This is a genomic window from uncultured Cellulomonas sp. (genome assembly GCF_947494015.1).
GTDB lineage: Bacteria > Actinomycetota > Actinomycetes > Actinomycetales > Cellulomonadaceae > Pengzhenrongella.
On sequence record NZ_CANLTL010000010.1, the window covers coordinates 91,756 to 108,176 of the forward strand.

The window sequence follows — 16,421 nt, forward strand, 5'->3', positions numbered from 1 at the left end:
GCGGTGCCGATGGGATGCCCGTGACAGCCCCCGCCGCGCCTCCCGCCCTTCCCGTCGTCCGGGCCGGTCGGGCAGCCGTGGTGGTCGCCGCCGCGGTCCCCGTGGTCACGCTGGCCCTGCTCGCTGTCTCCCCGGTCGCCTTGGGCCCGATACCTGCCTTCCTGCCCGCCTTCCTCGCGGTGGTGTGGTTGTGCGACGTGCTGACCGCGGTGCTGCTCGTGACCCAGTACCGCGCCGGAGGCAGCCCGCGCCTGCTCGCGCTGTCCTGGGCGTACGTGTGGTCGGCCGCGGTCGTCGTCCCGCACGCGCTGGTCTTCCCGGGGCTGATCGCGCCGAACGGGCTGCTCGGCGCGACCCCCAGCAGCGCCCCGTGGCTGTGGACGGCCTGGCACGTGGGCATGCCCGTCCTCATCGGCGCGGCCCTGGCGCCGTGGCCCCGATCGGTCCACCGGGCACTGGCGCACGCCACCGGACGCACCCGGCGCGCGGTCGTGTCCGCGGGCGTGGTCGTCGTGGGCGTCGCCGCGGTCGTCGCCCTGGTGACCGTGGGGGCCGACCGCATGCCGGTGGTCATGGTGGACGGCGACTACCGACCGCTGACCACGCGCTTCGGCCCCTGGATCGCAGCCGTCGACCTCGTCGCGCTGGGAGTCGGCCTCGTCGGCGTCCTGCGCCGTCGGCGCACCGGTGGGCTCGAGGCGTGGGCGCTCGTCGCCGTCACAGCCTGCTGCGGGGACGTGCTGCTGACGCTCCTGGCGCGTGAGCGGTTCACGGTCGGCTGGTACGGGGCGCGTGCGCTCGCGCTGACCGCAGCACTCGTCGTGCTCGCCTCGATGCTCCGCGAGCTCACCGTCCTGTACGGCAGGGTCCGCGACCACGCCGTGCGCCTCGACGCCAACAACCGGGACCTGCGCGAGGCGAACGCCCTGCGTGACCGGCTCACCGCCGTCGTGTCCCACGAGCTGCGCGGCCCGCTCGCCGGCATCCACGGATACCTGGAGATCATCGACGAGATGGGCTCGGCGCTGCCCCCGGGCGAGGTCGACCGGATGCTGGGCCGGTGCGGCGTCCTCACCCGGCGGCTCACCCTGCTCACCGAGGACCTGCTGACCGTGGCCGCCGGTGACCACGGCACGCTGACCGTGGCGCCGGTCCCGCTCGACGCGCACGCGCAGCTGCGGGAGGCAGCAGCCAGCATCCCGGAGCTCGACGTGCGGGTGCAGCCCCCTCGGGTCGACGCGCCGGTCCTGGTCGCGGACCCGCTGCGGGTGCAGCAGATCCTGGCGAACCTGCTGCGCAACGCGCAGAAGTACGGCCGGGCTCCGGTGCTCGTGTCCGCCGGCCCGGTCGTGGACGGCCTCGTCGAGCTCCGGGTCACCGACTCCGGTGACGGCGTGCCCGCGCACTTCGTGCCGCACCTGTTCGAGCGGTTCTCCCGCGCCGACACCGTCGGCGTCAGCGGCACCGGGCTGGGGCTGTCGATCGTCCGCGACCTGGCCCGTGCGCACGGCGGTGACGCCCGGTACGACGTGGCCAGCGCCAGCTTCCTCGTGACGCTGCCCGGTGCGCCCACCGTCCCGACGCAGGGCCACCGCGGGGTGCACCAGGTCCGCGCGGAGGCAGCCGACGCACCGACGACGGCGTACGTCCTCGCGGTCGTGCCCGGCATGCCGGACGGTGCCGGCGGCTCGCCGGGCTGACCGACCCGGCGACGCGCCGGGCCGCCGGCGACGCCGGACCATGCCACGCTCGAGATGCCGGCAGGCAGCCGGGTGGCGACCGTGAGGGGGGCGCGAGCGCGGTGACGAGGTGGGAGGTGGTCCTGTGGTGACCCCGGTGCCGCGACGGATCCGGGTCGCCGTCGACCGGCTCGCGCCCGCGCCGGACGCCCGGCTGCTCGAGGTCGGGCCCGGCCCCGGCGTCGCCATGGCCCTGATCTGCCGGGAGCTCACCGACGGCCACATCACCGGTCTCGACCGGTCGGCCACGGCGATCGCCCGGGCCGAGAAGCGACTGGCCAGCTACCTCGAGGTGGGGCGGGCCGACCTCCAGCACCGCGACCTCGCCGGCTTCCACGGCGACGGCCGCACCTTCGACCAGGTCTTCGCGATCGACGTGAACGTGTTCTGGACCGACCCGGCGCACGCCGAGGTCGCCCGGCTGCGTGACCTCGTCGCCGACGACGGCGTCGTGCACCTGTTCGCCGACCCGCCCGACGGTGCCGCGGACCGGCTGGCAGCCGCCCGGGCCGCCGGGGCGCTGGCGTCGGCCGGGTTCACGGTCGTCACCGAGGTGGTCGACGGCGTCGTGTGCGTCACCGGTCGGCCGGGGCCCGCCCGGCCGTGACGCCCACCCGGGGCCCGCCCGGCCGTGACGCCCCGCGGCCGGTCAGGTCGCCAGTGCCTCGCGCAGGACGGCGATGTCCTGCTCCTGCCCCTCGGCGGGCGTCTCGACGATGACGTCGCAGCCGGCCTCCCGGACGACGTGCGCGATGAGCTCTGGCGGGATCTCGCCGGTCGCGAAGCTCGCGTGCCGGTCACGGCCTGAGCCGTGCGGGTCCCGGGAGGAGTTGGCGTGCACGAGGTCGATCCGGCCGGTGATGGCCCGCAGCCGGTCCACCACCGTCTCCAGGTCCTCACCGGCCGCCCACGCGTGGCAGGTGTCGAGGCACACGCCGACGTCGTACCCGCCGATCGCGTCCCACAGCAGCGCGATCCGTTCCAGGGTCCGCGCACACGCGTTCTCCCCGCCGGCGGTGTTCTCCACCAGGATCCGGACACCGAACTCGGCGCGGGCGAAGGTCTTGCGCCAGTTGTCGATGCCGACGGCGATCTCGTCGCCGTCCCCGACGTGGCCGCCGTGCACCACCAGCCCCCGCGCACCGAGCGAGGCCGCGGCGGCCGAGTGCTGGGCGATCATGTTCCGGCTGGGGATGCGGATCCGGTTGTTGGTCGACGCCACGTTGACCAGGTACGGCGCGTGCGCGTAGATCCCCAGGCCCGAGTTCAGGAGTGCGTCGGCGTCGTCGCGGGGCACCGGCTTCTTCCAGCCCTGCGGGTCGGCCAGGAACAGCTGGACCGACTGCGCACGGACCGCGCCGGCAGCCGCCACCGGGTCGTCGCCGCGCACATGGGCGCCGATCAGCACCACGTTCCACTCCCTCTCGGTCGGACCCGCGCCAGGGTATCGGGCCCCCGCGAGCGATGCCGTCAGCGCACGAGGAGGTCGGCGCGCGCGCGGGTCGCGGCGACCACCTCGGCGTTGCGCTGGTCCGAGCCCAGCGACCGGTCCCTCGCGGCCTGAGGACTGCGGCCGAACAGCTCGTGCCGGGCGACCAGGCGCTCGATCCGGACGGTCTCGTCGGGGTCGACATACCAGCACTCGTCCAGCAGCGGGCGCACCGCGGCCCAGGCGCCGTCGTCCACGAGCAGGTAGTTGCCCTCGGTGACGACGAGCGGGACCGACCGGGGCACGGGGACCGCACCGGCGATGGACTCCTCCAGGGACCGGTCGAACGACGGGGCGTAGACGACCGGCTCGTCCGCGGCCCGCAGGCGTCGCAGCAGCGCGGCGTACCCGCCGGCGTCGAACGTGTCCGGCGCCCCCTTGCGTCCGTGCCGGCCGAGCCGGTGCAGCTCGGCCTCGGCGAGGTGGAAGCCGTCCATGCCGACCAGGCGGGCGTCGTCACCCAGCGCCGCCACGAGCGCCTGGGCCAGGGTGGACTTGCCGGCGCCCGGCGGACCGGTGATCCCGAGCAGCCGTCGACGTCCGCTGCGCGCGAGCGACCGGGCGCGGTCCAGCAGCGCCGGGTCGAGCTCATCGCCGTCGGGCACGGCACCGTCCTGGTTCATCGGGACCCTTCCGGGACGAGGGTGGGCAGCAGCGGGTCGGACAGCCACGACCGGGGGCCGACGTGGCCGACCTTGAGGGACGCCACGGCGACCGCCGGTCCGAGCGCCGCCGCCACGTCATGACCGGCGGCGACCGCGAAGGCGTACGCACCGTGCAGCACGTCCCCGGCGCCGAGGGTGTCACGGGTCCGCACGGACGGCACGGGCACCTCGCCGCTGGCCCCCTTCCGCCACCAGCGCAGCGGCCGTCCACCGGCGGACACCGCGACCAGGTCCGGGCCTGCGGCCAGCAGCGCGGCCCCCGGCGCGGCGCCGTCGGGCAGCCGGAACGCCGCCGAGCACACGGCGGCCGTGGTGACCGGCAGCAGATCGGTGAGCACCGGCTTCCAGCTGCCGGCGTCCAGCACGACCGGGATCCCGCGGTCGCGCGCGGCGGCCGCGGCGGCGGTCGCAAGCCGGGGGTGGTGGCCGTCGAGCAGCACGACGTCGGCGTCGGCGACCATGCGTGCCAGGTCGGACGGCGGGTCGACCGCGACGCCGGCGGCGTTCCGGGACACGACGGACCGCTCGCCGGTGCGGTCCACGACCGTCGCGGACGACAGGGCCGGGCGGTGCTGCGCGGCGTCCCCGACGTCCCGCAGCACGACGCCGTGCTCGGCCAGGTCCCCGTGGACGACAGCCGCCAGCGGGCCCCCGCCGACCACCGTGAGCAGCGTCGCCCGCCCGCCCAGCGCCGCGAACGTGACCGCGGCGTTCGTCGCCGGCCCGCCCGCGGCGACGTCGGCCCGGCTGCTGACGACCTTCTCGTCCGGGCCGGGCGGACGCTCCACCCGCTGCACGACGTCGACCGTGGCGAGCCCGACGAACAGTCCCCGGGGCGGGGCACCGGCGTGGGTCGCGGTCACCGCGGCTCCCGCGCCGCGGGTGTCCCGCCACCGAGCGACTCGGGGTCCGCGGCCCCGGTCATCACCGCCACGACGTCGTTCATCGTGTGGTCGCGCGGGTTCAGGACGGCGGCGCGGCGGCCCAGCCGGTGCACGTGGATGCGGTCGGCGATGTCGAACACCTGGGGCATGTTGTGCGAGATGAGCACGACCGGCAGGCCGCGGGCGCTGATCCGGCGGATGAGGTCCAGCACCATGCCGGACTCGCGTACGCCGAGCGCGGCCGTCGGCTCGTCCATGATCACCAGGCGGGTTCCGAACGCCGCGGCGCGGGCCACCGCGACGCTCTGCCGCTGGCCGCCGGACAGGCTCTCCACCGGCTGCCGCACGTCGGGGATCCGGACGCCGAGGGCGTCGAGCTGGTGCTGTGCCTCCGCGCGCATCGCGGCGGCGTCGACCATCCGGAACACCGAGCCCAGCACGCCCGAGCGCCGGATCTCCCGCCCGAGGAACAGGTTGGAGGCGATGTCCAGCGCCGGGGCGACCGCGAGGTCCTGGTAGACGGTCTCGATGCCCCGGGCGCGCGCCTCGATGGGGGAGCGGAAGCTCACCCGCTCGCCGTCGAGCCGGATCTCGCCGCGGTCGGGTGCGACGGCGCCGGACAGCGCCTTGATCAGCGTCGACTTGCCCGCGCCGTTGTCGCCGACGACGGCGAGCACCTCCCCGGGCAGCAGGTCGAAGTCGGCGTCGACCATCGCCTCGACGTGGCCGTACGACTTCGACAGCCCGCGCGCCTCGAGCACCGGTGTCGGACCGCCGGACGGTCCCGGTGCGGCTGTGGACTGCCTGCGGCCCCGCTCCCGCTCGCTCATCGTGCCGCCCTCCGGCGTGACGCCTGGTCCAGGGAGACCGCGACGATCACCAGGATCCCGGTCGCGACGTCCTGGTAGAGGTTGTCGATCCCGGCCTGGGTCAGCCCGGAGCGCAGCACACCGACGATGAGCGTGCCGATCAACGTGCCCACGACGCTGCCGCGGCCTCCGAACAGGCTCGTGCCGCCGATGACGACCGCCGTGATGCTGTCCAGGTTCGCCGTCTGGTACGCGTTGGGGTCGGCGTTGGGGATGCGTCCCAGGGCCTGCCAGGCGGCCAGGCCGTACAGCGCCCCGGCGGCGACGTACACCGACAGGATGGTGCGGCGCGTCTTGATCCCGGTCAGGCGCGCCGCCTCCGGGGCGTTGCCGACGGCGTACACGTGCCGGCCCCACGCGGTGCGGCTCAGCGCGTACCAGAAGACGGCGAAGATGCCGATCAGCAGGAACGTCCCCCACGTGAGCCGGACGCCCGCGACGGTCGTGCCCTGGCCCCAGAACCGCAGCAGCTGGTCACCCACGGGGTAGCTGCGCGACTCGGCGTACAGCCGCGCCAGGGCGAACGTCACGGTCAGCATGCCCAGCGTGACGATGAACGGTGGCAGGCCGAGCCGGGTCACGAGCACACCGCTGACCGTGCCGAGGACGACCGTCGCGACCACGCCCAGCAGCAGGGCGGTCAGCGGGTCGCCCCCGCCCACGACGTGCTTGGCCATCACCAGGGTGCCCAGCACGGCGATGGCGCCGTTGGCCAGGTCGATGCCCGCGGTGAGGATGATCAGCGTCTGCCCCAGCGCCAGCGTGCCGATCACGATGGACTGCTGCAGCACGAGCGAGGCGTTCCCCGCCGTGGCGAAGGTGTCGGTCGTGACCGAGAAGATCACGACCGCGACGACGAGCGCGGCGAGCGGTCCGAGCACCGGCGTCCGCAGGGCGCGGCCCAGCGCCTCACGTCGCGCGGAGTCGGCGGGCGCCGGTGGGGTGGTGGGCGGGTCGGTGGCGGTGGTGGTCATCGCGGTCCTCCTCGGGACACGGGACACGGCGGGACACGGCGGGACGCGGCGGGATCGGGGAGCCACCGGACGGCGCACGGCCAGGGGACCGTCCGCCGCCCGGTGGGGCTTGCTGGACGCGGGCGGGGCGCGCCCGGGTCGCCGGCGTCAGCCCCAGCAGTTCTCCAGGCCCCAGGCGGTGTCCTGCGACTCGATGCCCTCCACCGGCTCGTCGGTGATGACCACGCTGCCGGTGTCCACGAAGCCCGACGGGGCGTCGCCTCCCTCGGCGGCCTCGATGATCGCGTCCATGCCCTGACGGACCATCTCGGCGGGGAACTGCATGACCGTGGCCGCGTAGCGGCCGTCGGCGACGTCCTGGACGCCCTGGCAGCCGCCGTCGATCGAGCCGATCGTGATCTGGTCGGTCAGTCCGGCCGCGTCGATCGCCGCGTAGGCGCCGCGCGCCGCGGGCTCGTTGATCGTGTAGACCGCGTTGACGTCCGGGCTGCGCTGCAGCAGGTTCTCCATCGCCGTCTGGGCGGTGTTCTGGTCCCCCTGCGTGTTCTCCATGCCGACGATCGCGGGGTCGCCCTCCTCGATGCCGAAGCCCTCGAGGAAGCCGTCGTGGCGGAAGGTGTCCACCGTCCCGCCGGCCGTGCCGTCCAGCATGATCAGGCGCGGCTCGGCGTCGCCGAGGACGGCGCGGACGTACGCGCCCTGCAGACGTCCGGCCTCGAGGTTGTCGGTGGCGAACGTCGCATCGACGGCGTCCTCGGGGTCGGTGGCCGTGTCGAGTGCCACGACGACGATGCCCTGAGCACGGGCCTGCTCGATCGCGCCGAGCACGCCCGTGGAGTTGTTGGGCGTGACCATGATTCCGTCCACACCCTGGGCGATGAGATTCTCCATCGCCTGCACCTGGCCCTCGTTGTCGCCGTCGAACTCGCCCGCCAGCGCCGTGAGCTCGACCCCACGCTCCTCGGCGTACTCGCTCGCGACCTCCCGCATCGTGACGAAGAAGGGATTGGTCTCGGTCTTGGTGATCAGGCCGATGCTGATGTCCTCGGCCGCGGAGGTCTCGCCGCCGGCCGGGTCGTCGCCGTCGTCGCCGCTGTCCCCGCAGGCGCTCACGCCGAGGGCGAGCGCGGCGATCGCCGCGGCCGCGGCCGTGCGACGGCGGATGGTCCGACGGGCGGGTGTGCTGGTGCGCCAGGTCGAGCTCATGGGTACGCCCCTTCGCGTCCACTGTGTCTCATCACACCGGTTGGTGGTACGGCCGAGTGAAGCAGCGGGGATTCGCGCCGCGCAAGCGTTTGCGCATACGTTTGCGCAATCGTTGTGCGCGCCCGGTTCGCCCCGCCGGCCCGGGTGCGGCGGCGGTCGTGGCTGCCCGCCGGGTGAGCCCGTGGTGCGCGAGGGGACGGTCGGACGTGGTCACGATCAGCGACGTGGCGAGGACGGCGGGCGTGTCGGCGACGACGGTGTCGCACGTGCTGAATGCGACGCGGGTGGTCGCCGACGACACGCGCCGCCGCGTCCTGGAGGCGGTGGACGCCCTCGACTACGTGCCCAACCACCAGGCCCGCTCGCTGGTGCGGTCGCGGTCGCAGCAGATCGGGGTCGCCATCTCGGCGCTCACCAACCTGTACTTCGGGGAGGTGGTGCACGCCATGGAGGAGGCGGCGAGCGAGGCAGGCCTGACCCTGCTGCTCGCCGACACCCACGAGGACGCCGAGACCGAGCGCCGGGTGATCGCGGCGCTGCGCGGACGCCAGCTCGACGGTCTGCTCCTCGCGCCGTCGGCCGGTGCCGGACCGGCGCTGGACCGCCTGGCCCGCAGCGGGCTGCCCACGGTGCTGGTGGACCGCTCGCCGGACCCGCGGTTCGACTCCGTGAGCACCGAGAACGCCGAGCCCATGGCCGAGCTCGTGCAGCACCTCGCCGACCGCGGTCACCGCCGGATCGCGATGGTCTGCGGCATGGCCGGGCTGACGACCACCGCCGAGCGCCTGGAGGGCTACCGGCTGGGACTGCGTCGGGCGGGTCTGGCCGATCGGCCGGAGCTCGTCGTGCCCGGCGGGTCCGACGCCGGCACGACGTACGCGGCCGTCGGGACGCTGCTGGGGCTCGCCGAGCCGCCGACCGCCGTCGTGGCGGCACAGAACACCATGGTGATCGCCACCATGCGGCTGCTGCGGGACCGCGGGGTCCGCGTGCCCGACGACGTCGCCCTGGTCGGCTTCGACGACTTCGAGTGGGCGGACGTCTTCTCGCCCCGGCTGACCACCGTCGCCCAGGACGCGGCCGGCATCGGCCGCCTCGCCGTCGAGCTGCTGCTCGAGCGGATCGCCGGCACGGCGCCCGAGCCGCGTGCGGTCCGCGTCCCGGCGCAGGTCCGGCACCGCGAGTCCTGCGGGTGCCCGCCCGCCTGACGGGGCGGCGGACGGCGCCTGCCTCGGTGCGCCGCCGCACCCGCTAACCTGGCCCACGCACCGCGCCCGCGCGGTGCAGGCCCCGATAGCCCAACCGGCAGAGGCGTTCGGCTCAAACCCGATCCAGTGTGGGTTCGAATCCCACTCGGGGCACCCACCCGCGGCTCGACCTGCGGTGCAGCGACGACCCGCAGCAGGAGCTTCGGTGCCGCGACGACCCCGCCGCTCCGGGCGCGCGGCGCCCGCCGGAACGGTCGAGCCGGCGTCCGTATCCGGCCCCGCCGATGATCGTGGGCGGCCAACCCTTGCGCTCCCCGGCCTCTCGCCTTAACGATCAGTGCATCGTCACACCGCACAGCGGTGGGCGCCGTCGCGGCGGTCAGCCTTGGCGCCGTCGCGGCGGTCGTCCGGCGCCGACCGGAAGAAATTGGCTCGGAACGGCTTTTCCGTGCCCTGCGTGAATCCCCGCACGTGCCCGGTCGCGCCCTTTTGCGCGGCATTTACGCCGGGCTTTCGATTGGCTCTTTACGACGTCGTAAAGAATGCCGTAGCGTGCCGTCGCGGGTGCCTCCCGGTACCCATCAGCCGTTCAAGGGAGAACGTGATGAGCAGGTTGAGGCACAGACGGTCGGCGGGCGGTGTCAGCGGCGGTGCCGGCCATCGCGACCGGTTCGCGGCGGGCATCGCGAGCGTGGTGCTGGGGCTCGCGATGGTGGTGAGCCTGTCGCCGGGCGTGGCCATGGCCGACGAGGTGGACCTGACCCCGGGTCCGACCGTGGTCCGGGACCTGGACTCCCCGACGGGGTACACCGGGCACTTCGTCCTGCACGACCCGGACGCGACCAGCGTGCGGTTCGTCGCCGACATCATGCTGCGCAACTGGGCCGATCGCACCGATCCCACCGTCTACTCGCCCTGGGAGTACCGGCCCGGGCTCATGCGCGGTGGCGGTGCGTACGAGGTGGAGATGACCGAGGTCGGCGACGGGTACTGGGTCACCGACGTCCCCCTGGCCGCTGGGGCGAATCAGTACTGGTTCTACGTCGACGGCGACACCGCCCTGTGGGTCACCGATCCGGCGAACTCGCCGATCTACGCCCCGGACGGCCTGACCGGCACCGCCCGACGGGCGTTCAACAGGGTCAACGTGCCGTACGACCCCCAGCGGCAGGCCTACGAGCCCCTCGCAGCGCGGCAGATCGAGAACCCCCGGCCGGACGGCGCCCATGGCAGCTGGAGCTACGTGCCGTTCCAGATCGGCGGCACCACCCGCACCCTGGGCGTGTACCTGCCGCCCGGGTACGACGCCGACCGGGCCGAGCCCTACAAGACCATCTACATGCAGCACGGCGGTGGGCAGGACCAGTCCGACTGGATGAACATCGGCAGTGTCCCGGTCATCATGGACAACCTCCTCCAGGACGGCCTCACGGAGCCCGCCGTCGTGGTGACGACGAACATCAACTACCTCGGGGACGGCGCGGCCGGGTACCCCAACCTGCGCGAGATCGTCCTGCCCTTCGTCGAATCGCGCTACAACGTCTCGACGGACCCGATCGACCGGGCGTTCGCGGGGCTGTCGCTCGGCAGCATCGTCACGCAGAACATCATCAACCACGACCCGACGCTCTTCGGCTTCTACGGCCCCTGGAGCGGTGGTGTCCGCCTGGACGACACGACGCCGAACCTGGCGGTGCCGTACATCATGTTCGGCGGCGGGGCGTGGGACTTCGGTCTGCCGGATCCGGCGCGCGTCGACGCACTGGACGACGCCATGATCCAGAACGTCGTGGTCGCCGGCGCGCACGACTTCAACGCGTGGAACCAGCTCTTCACGATCTTCGCCCGGGACTACCTGTGGAAGCCCGAGGTCTTCGTCCTCGGTGAGATCGACGACCTGCGGGCCGGTGTCGCGGGCACGACCCTCAACGCGGGGCTGCGCCGGTCCCTGACGGTCAAGCTCGACCAGGCCGCCCGCTTGATGGCGATGGGCCGCACCAGCATGGTCGACGCGCCGCTGCACGGGTTCGTCGTCCAGCTCGAGGGTCTGGCGACCGCCGGGCGGGTGAGCGAGGCCGACGCCGCCGAGCTCGTGGGGGCCGCCGAGAAGATCACCGTCAACGTCGAGCACTGGCAGTAGCCGACCGCGGACGCAGCGGCGCCGGCCCCCGTCGGATCCTCCGACGGCGGCCGGCGTCTGCTGCGTCCGCGGTGCCACCGCGGCGGGGCGACGGAGGGGGCCACGGTGTGGCACACGCGACGTGGGACTTCACGTGCCGGGTCGGTGCACGCCGTTAAGGTGTGCCGGTGACCACCAGCGACCCGGACCAGAGCGCGACACCCGCCGTGCCGCTCGACCTGCCGCCCCTGCTCGACCAGCCGGCCGACGCCGCCCCGGCCAGGGCCGAGCGTCCCGCACGCCGCGCCGTCGTCGCCGAGGACGAGGCCCTCATCCGCATGGACGTCGTCGAGACGCTGCGCGAGGCCGGGTTCGACGTCGTCGGCGAGGCCGGCGACGGCGAGACCGCGGTCCAGCTCGCCACGGACCTGCGGCCCGACGTGGTCGTGATGGACGTCAAGATGCCCGTCCTGGACGGGATCTCGGCCGCCGAGCGCATCGGCAAGGCGCACCTGGCCCCGGTCGTGCTGCTGACCGCCTTCTCGCAGACCGAGCTCGTCGAGCGGGCCCGGGACGCGGGCGCGATGGCCTACGTCGTCAAGCCGTTCAGCCCGGCGGACCTGCTGCCCGCGCTGGAGATCGCCATCTCCCGCTACGCCCAGATCTCCGCCCTGGAGTCCGAGGTCGCCGACCTCGCCGAGCGGTTCGAGACCCGCAAGCGGGTGGACCGCGCCAAGGGCCTGCTCATGACGAAGATGGGCCTGTCCGAGCCGGAGTCGTTCCGCTGGATCCAGAAGACCTCGATGGACCGTCGCCTGACCATGCGCGAGGTGGCCGACGCCGTCATCGAGCAGGTCGGCGGCGGCAGCTGACACCGTCGCGCTCGCACACCGGCCGAGCCCGGTCCCCCGGACGGGGGACCGGGCTCGCGCCGTTTGGTCACAAGTCCGCAACGACGCGGCGTGAGATGGTCGGCGTCACATCGTGGACACATCGACCGGGTACGTTTCCGCCAACAGTCCGGGACCGCCGTCTGCGCGGCCCGAGCCGAGCAGTACTCAGCAGAGGAGTACCCCGAATGAAGCGTTCGACCCACGCAGTGCGCGCCGCGGCCCTCGCGGGCACGGTCGCCCTGGTCCTGACGGCGTGCGCCGGCAACGACGACGGCGGCACGGACACCGACCCGGCCACGGGTGAGGAGACCACCGCGAGCGGTGAGCCGCTGGTCATCGGCTCGCTGCTGCCGGTGACCGGCTCGCTCGCCTTCCTCGGCCCGCCCGAGATCGCCGGCGTCGACCTGGCGGTCCAGGAGATCAACGAGGCCGGCGGCGTGCTCGACCAGGACGTCGAGATCATCCACGCCGACTCCTCCGACGCCGAGAACGCGGAGGTCGCGACGCAGTCGGTCACCGACCTGATCAGCCAGGACGTGTCGGTGATCATCGGTGCCGCCTCGTCGTCGGTGACCCTCAACGTCGTCGACGACATCACCGGCGCCGAGATCGTGCAGATCTCCCCGGCGAACACCTCGACCCAGCTGTCCGGGTACGACCCGTACTACTTCCGGACGGCGCCGTCGGACGTGCTGCAGGGCCGCGCGCTCGGCAACCTCCTCGCGCAGGACGGCCACGCCACCGTGGGCTTCCTCGTCTTCAACGACGACTACGGCATCACGCTGCGCGACCAGGCCAAGGAGGCGTACGAGGCCGCGGGCGGCACCGTCGTCTACGGCAACCCGGGACAGGAGTTCGACCCCGCGTCCGACGACGTCATCGCCTCCGTGGTCACGGCGGCACTGGCGACGAACCCGGACGCACTCGTCGTGATCTCGTTCGACCAGACCAAGCTGCTGGTGCCGGCCCTGGCCGCGGCCGGGTTCGACACCTCCAAGCTCTACTTCGTCGACGGCAACCTCGCCGACTACAGCTCGGACTTCGAGGCGGGCGTGCTCGAGGGCTCCAAGGGCACGCTGCCCGGCGCCAACGCCGCCGGCGAGTTCCGCGAGCGCCTGCTCGAGGTCGACCCGGACCTGACCGACTTCGCCTACTCGGCCGAGTCGTACGACGCGGTCATCCTGTCCGCCCTCGCCGCGGTCCGGGGCGAGGGCACCGACGGGCCGACCATCCAGGAGAACCTGGCCGCGGTCTCCGGGGCGGACGGCGGCACGGAGTGCTCCGGCTTCGCCGAGTGCGCCGAGCTGATCCGCGACGGCGAGGACATCGACTACACGGCGGTCTCCGGTGCCGGCCCGTTCAACGAGGACAACGACCCCTCGGCCGCACTGATCGGCATCTACCAGTACGGCCCGGACAACACCTACACCTGGGTGTCCGAGGTCCCCGGCGAGCTCTAGGCCCGCCGTCACGCCGAAGGGCCCGGTCGGGGACGGATCCCGACCGGGCCCTTCGGCGTGCTCCCTCGCACGCCGACCTGCACGCCGCCCGCAGCCACCCGCCCGCCCGTCGGCCGCGCGCCTGTGCGGGCGTGCGTGGTGGGGTGCAGCGCGCTCAGCCGCGCTTGTCCGCCTCCTCGACGTCCGTGGCCAGCGTGCCGAGGTAGAGCTCGATCACCTTGGGGTCGTGCATGAGCTCGCGGCCGGGGCCGGAGTACGCGTTGCGCCCCTGGTCCAGGACGTACGCCCGGTCGCAGATCTGCAGGCAGCGCCGCGCGTTCTGCTCGACGATGACGATCGACACGCCGGCCTTGTTGATCTTGCGGGTGCGGATGAAGGTCTCGTCCTGGCGCACCGGGGACAGCCCCGCCGACGGCTCGTCGAGCAGCAGCACCGACGGGTCCATCATGAGCGCCCGGGCCATGGCCACCATCTGCCGCTCGCCGCCGGAGAGCGAGCCCGCACGTTGCTTGCGCCGGTCCCCGAGGCTCGGGAACAGGTCGACGATGAAGTCGAACCGCTCGGCGAAGCGCTTGGGGGCCTGGAACAGCCCCATCTGGAGGTTCTCCTCGATGGTCAGCGACGGGAACACGTTGTTGTTCTGCGGGACGAACCCGACCCCGCGCCGCACGAGGGAGTCGGCGCGGTGGTTGGTGATGTCCTCCCCGTCCAGGACCACCGAGCCGGACCGCACGCTCACCAGCCCGAACAGCGCCTTGAGCAGGGTGGACTTGCCGGCGCCGTTGGGCCCGATGATCCCGATCAGCTCGCCGGGGTGCACCACGAGGTTGCACCCGCCCAGGATGTCGACGCCGGGCAGGTAGCCCGCGACGAGGTCGACGGCGGCCAGCAGCGGCTCACCGGCCGGCGCGCCCCGGTGCGTGGTGTCGGTCGCCTCGGTCGTCATCGCGTCCCCTCCGGGGTGGTGTCGGTCGCGCCGGGCGCGGGCTCCGCCTCGTCGAGCAGCGAGTCGTCGCCGAGGTCGGTGCCGTGGTGGGCGCCGAGGTAGGCGTCGATCACGGCCTGGTCGTTCATCACCGACTGCGGCGGACCCTCGGCCACGATGCGGCCCTCGGCCATGACCACCACCCAGTCCGAGATGTGCCGGACCATGTGCATGTCGTGCTCGACGAACAGCACCGTGGTGCCCTCGTCCCGCAGCGACTGGATGTGCCCGAGCAGCGACTGCGTCAGCGCGGGGTTCACCCCGGCCATCGGCTCGTCCAGCATGACCATCGTCGGCTTGCTCATCAGCGCCCGGGCCATCTCGAGCAGCTTGCGCTGGCCGCCGGACAGGCTGCCGGCGAAGTCGTCGCGCTTGGTGTCCAGCTTGAACCGCGCCAGGAGCTCCTCGGCCTGCGCGGTGATCTCTCGCTCCCGGGACCGCCACAGCCCCGGGATGAGCGCTGCACCGAGGTTCTCGCCGGGCTGCCCGGTCGCGCCCAGCCGCATGTTCTCGATCACGGTCATCCGGCTCAGCGCCTTGGTGAGCTGGAACGTGCGCACCATCCCGGACCGCGACACCTTCGCCGCCGGGGTCCCCGACAGGGAGCGGCCCTCGAACGTCCAGGTGCCGGTGCTCGGCTTGTCGAAGCCGGTGAGCAGGTTGAACAGGGTGGTCTTGCCGGCCCCGTTGGGGCCGATCAGCGCGGTGATCGCGCCACGCTCGACCTCGAGGTGGTCGACGTCGACCGCGGTCATGCCACCGAAGTGCCGGGTGACGTGGTCGGCGACGACGATGGGGTCGGGCTTGGGGACGCCCGGGACGCGGTCCAGGCCGGCGAACCGGTCGCGCAGCTCGTCCGCGCGGCTGGGGACCGCCACGGCCGTCGCGCCGTGCGTCGTGGGGGCGCCGGCCTCGTCGGGCTGGCGGTGGCTGCGGTCAGTGGGCATTGATCGCCAGCTCCTTCTTGTCGCCGAGCATCCCTTGCGGTCGGAAGATCACCAGCAGCATGAGCGTGACGCCCACGACGATCCAGCCGAACTGCTCGATCTGCTGGGTCCCCATGACCTCGGCCGGGACCGTCGACCGCATGACCGACTTGATCAGCAGCAGCGCGCCCCAGAAGATCATCGACCCGAGCACCGGGCCGAACACGGTGGCGGCCCCGCCGAGCAGCAGGATCGTCCACACGAAGAACGTCATGGGACGCCCCATGGAGTCCGGTTGGACCGCTCGGGGCAGCACGTAGATGATCCCCGCCACCGCGCCGATCACCCCACCGAGCACGAGCGCCTGCATCTTGTACGCGTACACGTTCTTGCCCAGCGACCGGACGGCGTCCTCGTCCTCACGGATGCCCTTCAGCACGCGGCCCCACGGGCTGTTCTTCAGCCGCCACACCAGCAGGCAGGCCAGGGCCACCAGCACCCAGCCGACGATCCGGATCCACCACGAGTTCGAGGAGTTGTTGGAGTACTCCAGCGGGCCGATGGCGGTGTTGCCGTCCGGGAACGGCGACAGCGCCTGGAACGACTCCTTGTAGCTGTTCCCGCGCAGGCCCGAGGACGCGCCGGTGAGGTCGGTCAGGGCCGTCGAGCGCCCGATGATGCGCACGATCTCGGCGGCCGCGATGGTGACGATCGCGAGGTAGTCGCCGCGCAGCTTGAGGGTGGGGATCCCCAGGACGAGGCCGAAGACGACCGCGCACGCGATCGCGACCAGCAGCGCTGCCCAGATCGGCCAGCCCGCGATGGTCGAGATCGCGAAGCCGTAGGCGCCCAGGAGCATGAATCCCGCCTGGCCGAAGTTCAGCAGGCCGGTCAGGCCGAAGTGAACGTTGAGGCCGATCGCGGCGAGGGCGTACGCGGCCGTGGTGGGGGCGACGAGCTCGCCCACGACGTTGGTGAGGATCCGGGTCCAGTCCATGGGTGAG

General features: G+C 73.1%; 15 protein-coding genes and 1 tRNA gene. 7 read left to right on the forward strand and 9 right to left on the reverse strand.

Annotated elements, in window-relative coordinates:
- The first annotated feature begins 20 nt into the window (after nt 1–20).
- Both Q0840_RS12560 and Q0840_RS12565 read left to right on the forward strand, forming a co-directional pair.
- Entirely contained in the window at nt 21–1,700 is a 1,680-nt protein-coding gene (locus tag Q0840_RS12560; RefSeq protein WP_298459888.1) for an MASE4 domain-containing protein, read from the forward strand.
- 127 nt (nt 1,701–1,827) lie between these two features.
- The gene (locus Q0840_RS12565; protein WP_298459889.1) at nt 1,828–2,346 is read left to right on the forward strand and encodes a cyclopropane-fatty-acyl-phospholipid synthase family protein; all 519 of its coding nucleotides are present in this window, start codon (nt 1,828–1,830) and stop codon (nt 2,344–2,346) included.
- A gap of 42 nt (nt 2,347–2,388) precedes the next feature.
- Here the strand turns inward: Q0840_RS12565 and Q0840_RS12570 are convergent, their stop codons facing one another.
- The 6 genes from Q0840_RS12570 to Q0840_RS12595 form a co-directional block, all read right to left on the reverse strand.
- Entirely contained in the window at nt 2,389–3,150 is a 762-nt protein-coding gene (locus tag Q0840_RS12570) for a deoxyribonuclease IV (protein ID WP_298459890.1), read from the reverse strand.
- Between the two features lie 59 nt (nt 3,151–3,209).
- A complete protein-coding gene (locus Q0840_RS12575) occupies nt 3,210–3,851 on the reverse strand; it encodes a nucleoside/nucleotide kinase family protein (protein ID WP_298459891.1) in 642 nt (213 codons plus the stop codon).
- Nucleotides 3,848–4,756 (reverse strand): PfkB family carbohydrate kinase, encoded by a 909-nt coding sequence (locus tag Q0840_RS12580; protein ID WP_298459892.1) that lies wholly within the window; start codon nt 4,754–4,756, stop codon nt 3,848–3,850. The genes Q0840_RS12575 and Q0840_RS12580 overlap by 4 nt, the downstream gene beginning before the upstream one ends.
- Entirely contained in the window at nt 4,753–5,490 is a 738-nt protein-coding gene (locus Q0840_RS12585; RefSeq protein WP_298459955.1) for an ATP-binding cassette domain-containing protein, read from the reverse strand. The genes Q0840_RS12580 and Q0840_RS12585 overlap by 4 nt, the downstream gene beginning before the upstream one ends.
- Before the next feature lie 113 nt (nt 5,491–5,603).
- Complete coding sequence (locus Q0840_RS12590; protein WP_298459894.1) at nt 5,604–6,620, reverse strand: ABC transporter permease; 1,017 nt, start codon at nt 6,618–6,620, stop codon at nt 5,604–5,606.
- Nucleotides 6,621–6,767: 147 nt separating this feature from the next.
- Nucleotides 6,768–7,826 carry a substrate-binding domain-containing protein gene (locus tag Q0840_RS12595; protein WP_298459895.1) on the reverse strand — a complete coding sequence of 353 codons (1,059 nt, stop codon included), beginning with the start codon at nt 7,824–7,826 and terminating at the stop codon, nt 6,768–6,770.
- A gap of 224 nt (nt 7,827–8,050) precedes the next feature.
- Here Q0840_RS12595 and Q0840_RS12600 point away from each other — a divergent pair, with 224 nt between their 5' ends.
- The 5 genes from Q0840_RS12600 (at nt 8,051) to Q0840_RS12620 (ending at nt 13,506) form a co-directional block, all read left to right on the forward strand.
- Complete coding sequence (locus tag Q0840_RS12600; RefSeq protein ID WP_298459896.1) at nt 8,051–9,034, forward strand: LacI family DNA-binding transcriptional regulator; 984 nt, start codon at nt 8,051–8,053, stop codon at nt 9,032–9,034.
- A gap of 79 nt (nt 9,035–9,113) precedes the next feature.
- A tRNA-Leu gene (locus Q0840_RS12605) sits at nt 9,114–9,187 on the forward strand.
- A 451-nt stretch (nt 9,188–9,638) separates the two neighbouring features.
- A complete protein-coding gene (locus tag Q0840_RS12610) occupies nt 9,639–11,174 on the forward strand; it encodes an alpha/beta hydrolase-fold protein (protein WP_298459897.1) in 1,536 nt (511 codons plus the stop codon).
- A gap of 218 nt (nt 11,175–11,392) precedes the next feature.
- Nucleotides 11,393–12,025 (forward strand): ANTAR domain-containing response regulator, encoded by a 633-nt coding sequence (locus Q0840_RS12615; protein ID WP_298459956.1) that lies wholly within the window; start codon nt 11,393–11,395, stop codon nt 12,023–12,025.
- Nucleotides 12,026–12,231: 206 nt separating this feature from the next.
- Nucleotides 12,232–13,506 (forward strand): ABC transporter substrate-binding protein, encoded by a 1,275-nt coding sequence (locus Q0840_RS12620; RefSeq protein ID WP_298459898.1) that lies wholly within the window; start codon nt 12,232–12,234, stop codon nt 13,504–13,506.
- Between the two features lie 154 nt (nt 13,507–13,660).
- Here Q0840_RS12620 and Q0840_RS12625 read toward each other — a convergent pair whose 3' ends face one another.
- From Q0840_RS12625 to Q0840_RS12635, 3 genes are read right to left on the reverse strand one after another with little or no spacing between them, the layout of a single operon-like run.
- On the reverse strand, nt 13,661–14,452 hold the full coding sequence (locus tag Q0840_RS12625; RefSeq protein ID WP_298459899.1) for an ABC transporter ATP-binding protein: 792 nt from the start codon (nt 14,450–14,452) through the stop codon (nt 13,661–13,663).
- A complete protein-coding gene (locus Q0840_RS12630; RefSeq protein WP_298459900.1) occupies nt 14,449–15,438 on the reverse strand; it encodes an ABC transporter ATP-binding protein in 990 nt (329 codons plus the stop codon). The genes Q0840_RS12625 and Q0840_RS12630 overlap by 4 nt, the downstream gene beginning before the upstream one ends.
- A complete protein-coding gene (locus Q0840_RS12635) occupies nt 15,428–16,414 on the reverse strand; it encodes a branched-chain amino acid ABC transporter permease (RefSeq protein WP_298459902.1) in 987 nt (328 codons plus the stop codon). Before Q0840_RS12635 ends, Q0840_RS12630 begins: the two co-directional genes overlap by 11 nt.
- Between the last annotated feature and the right edge of the window lie 7 nt (nt 16,415–16,421).

Bases quoted from the DNA above. Each gene is read 5' to 3' on its own strand.
- Q0840_RS12575 (WP_298459891.1), bottom strand. From the start codon at position 3,851: ATGAACCAGGACGGTGCCGTGCCCGACGGCGATGAGCTCGACCCGGCG.
- Q0840_RS12620 (WP_298459898.1), top strand. From the start codon at position 12,232: ATGAAGCGTTCGACCCACGCAGTGCGCGCCGCGGCCCTCGCGGGCACG.
- Q0840_RS12585 (WP_298459955.1), bottom strand. From the start codon at position 5,490: ATGGTCGACGCCGACTTCGACCTGCTGCCCGGGGAGGTGCTCGCCGTC.
- Q0840_RS12630 (WP_298459900.1), bottom strand. From the start codon at position 15,438: ATGCCCACTGACCGCAGCCACCGCCAGCCCGACGAGGCCGGCGCCCCC.
- Q0840_RS12610 (WP_298459897.1), top strand. From the start codon at position 9,639: ATGAGCAGGTTGAGGCACAGACGGTCGGCGGGCGGTGTCAGCGGCGGT.
- Q0840_RS12595 (WP_298459895.1), bottom strand. From the start codon at position 7,826: ATGAGCTCGACCTGGCGCACCAGCACACCCGCCCGTCGGACCATCCGC.
- Q0840_RS12590 (WP_298459894.1), bottom strand. From the start codon at position 6,620: ATGACCACCACCGCCACCGACCCGCCCACCACCCCACCGGCGCCCGCC.
- Q0840_RS12625 (WP_298459899.1), bottom strand. From the start codon at position 14,452: ATGACGACCGAGGCGACCGACACCACGCACCGGGGCGCGCCGGCCGGT.
- Q0840_RS12635 (WP_298459902.1), bottom strand. From the start codon at position 16,414: ATGGACTGGACCCGGATCCTCACCAACGTCGTGGGCGAGCTCGTCGCC.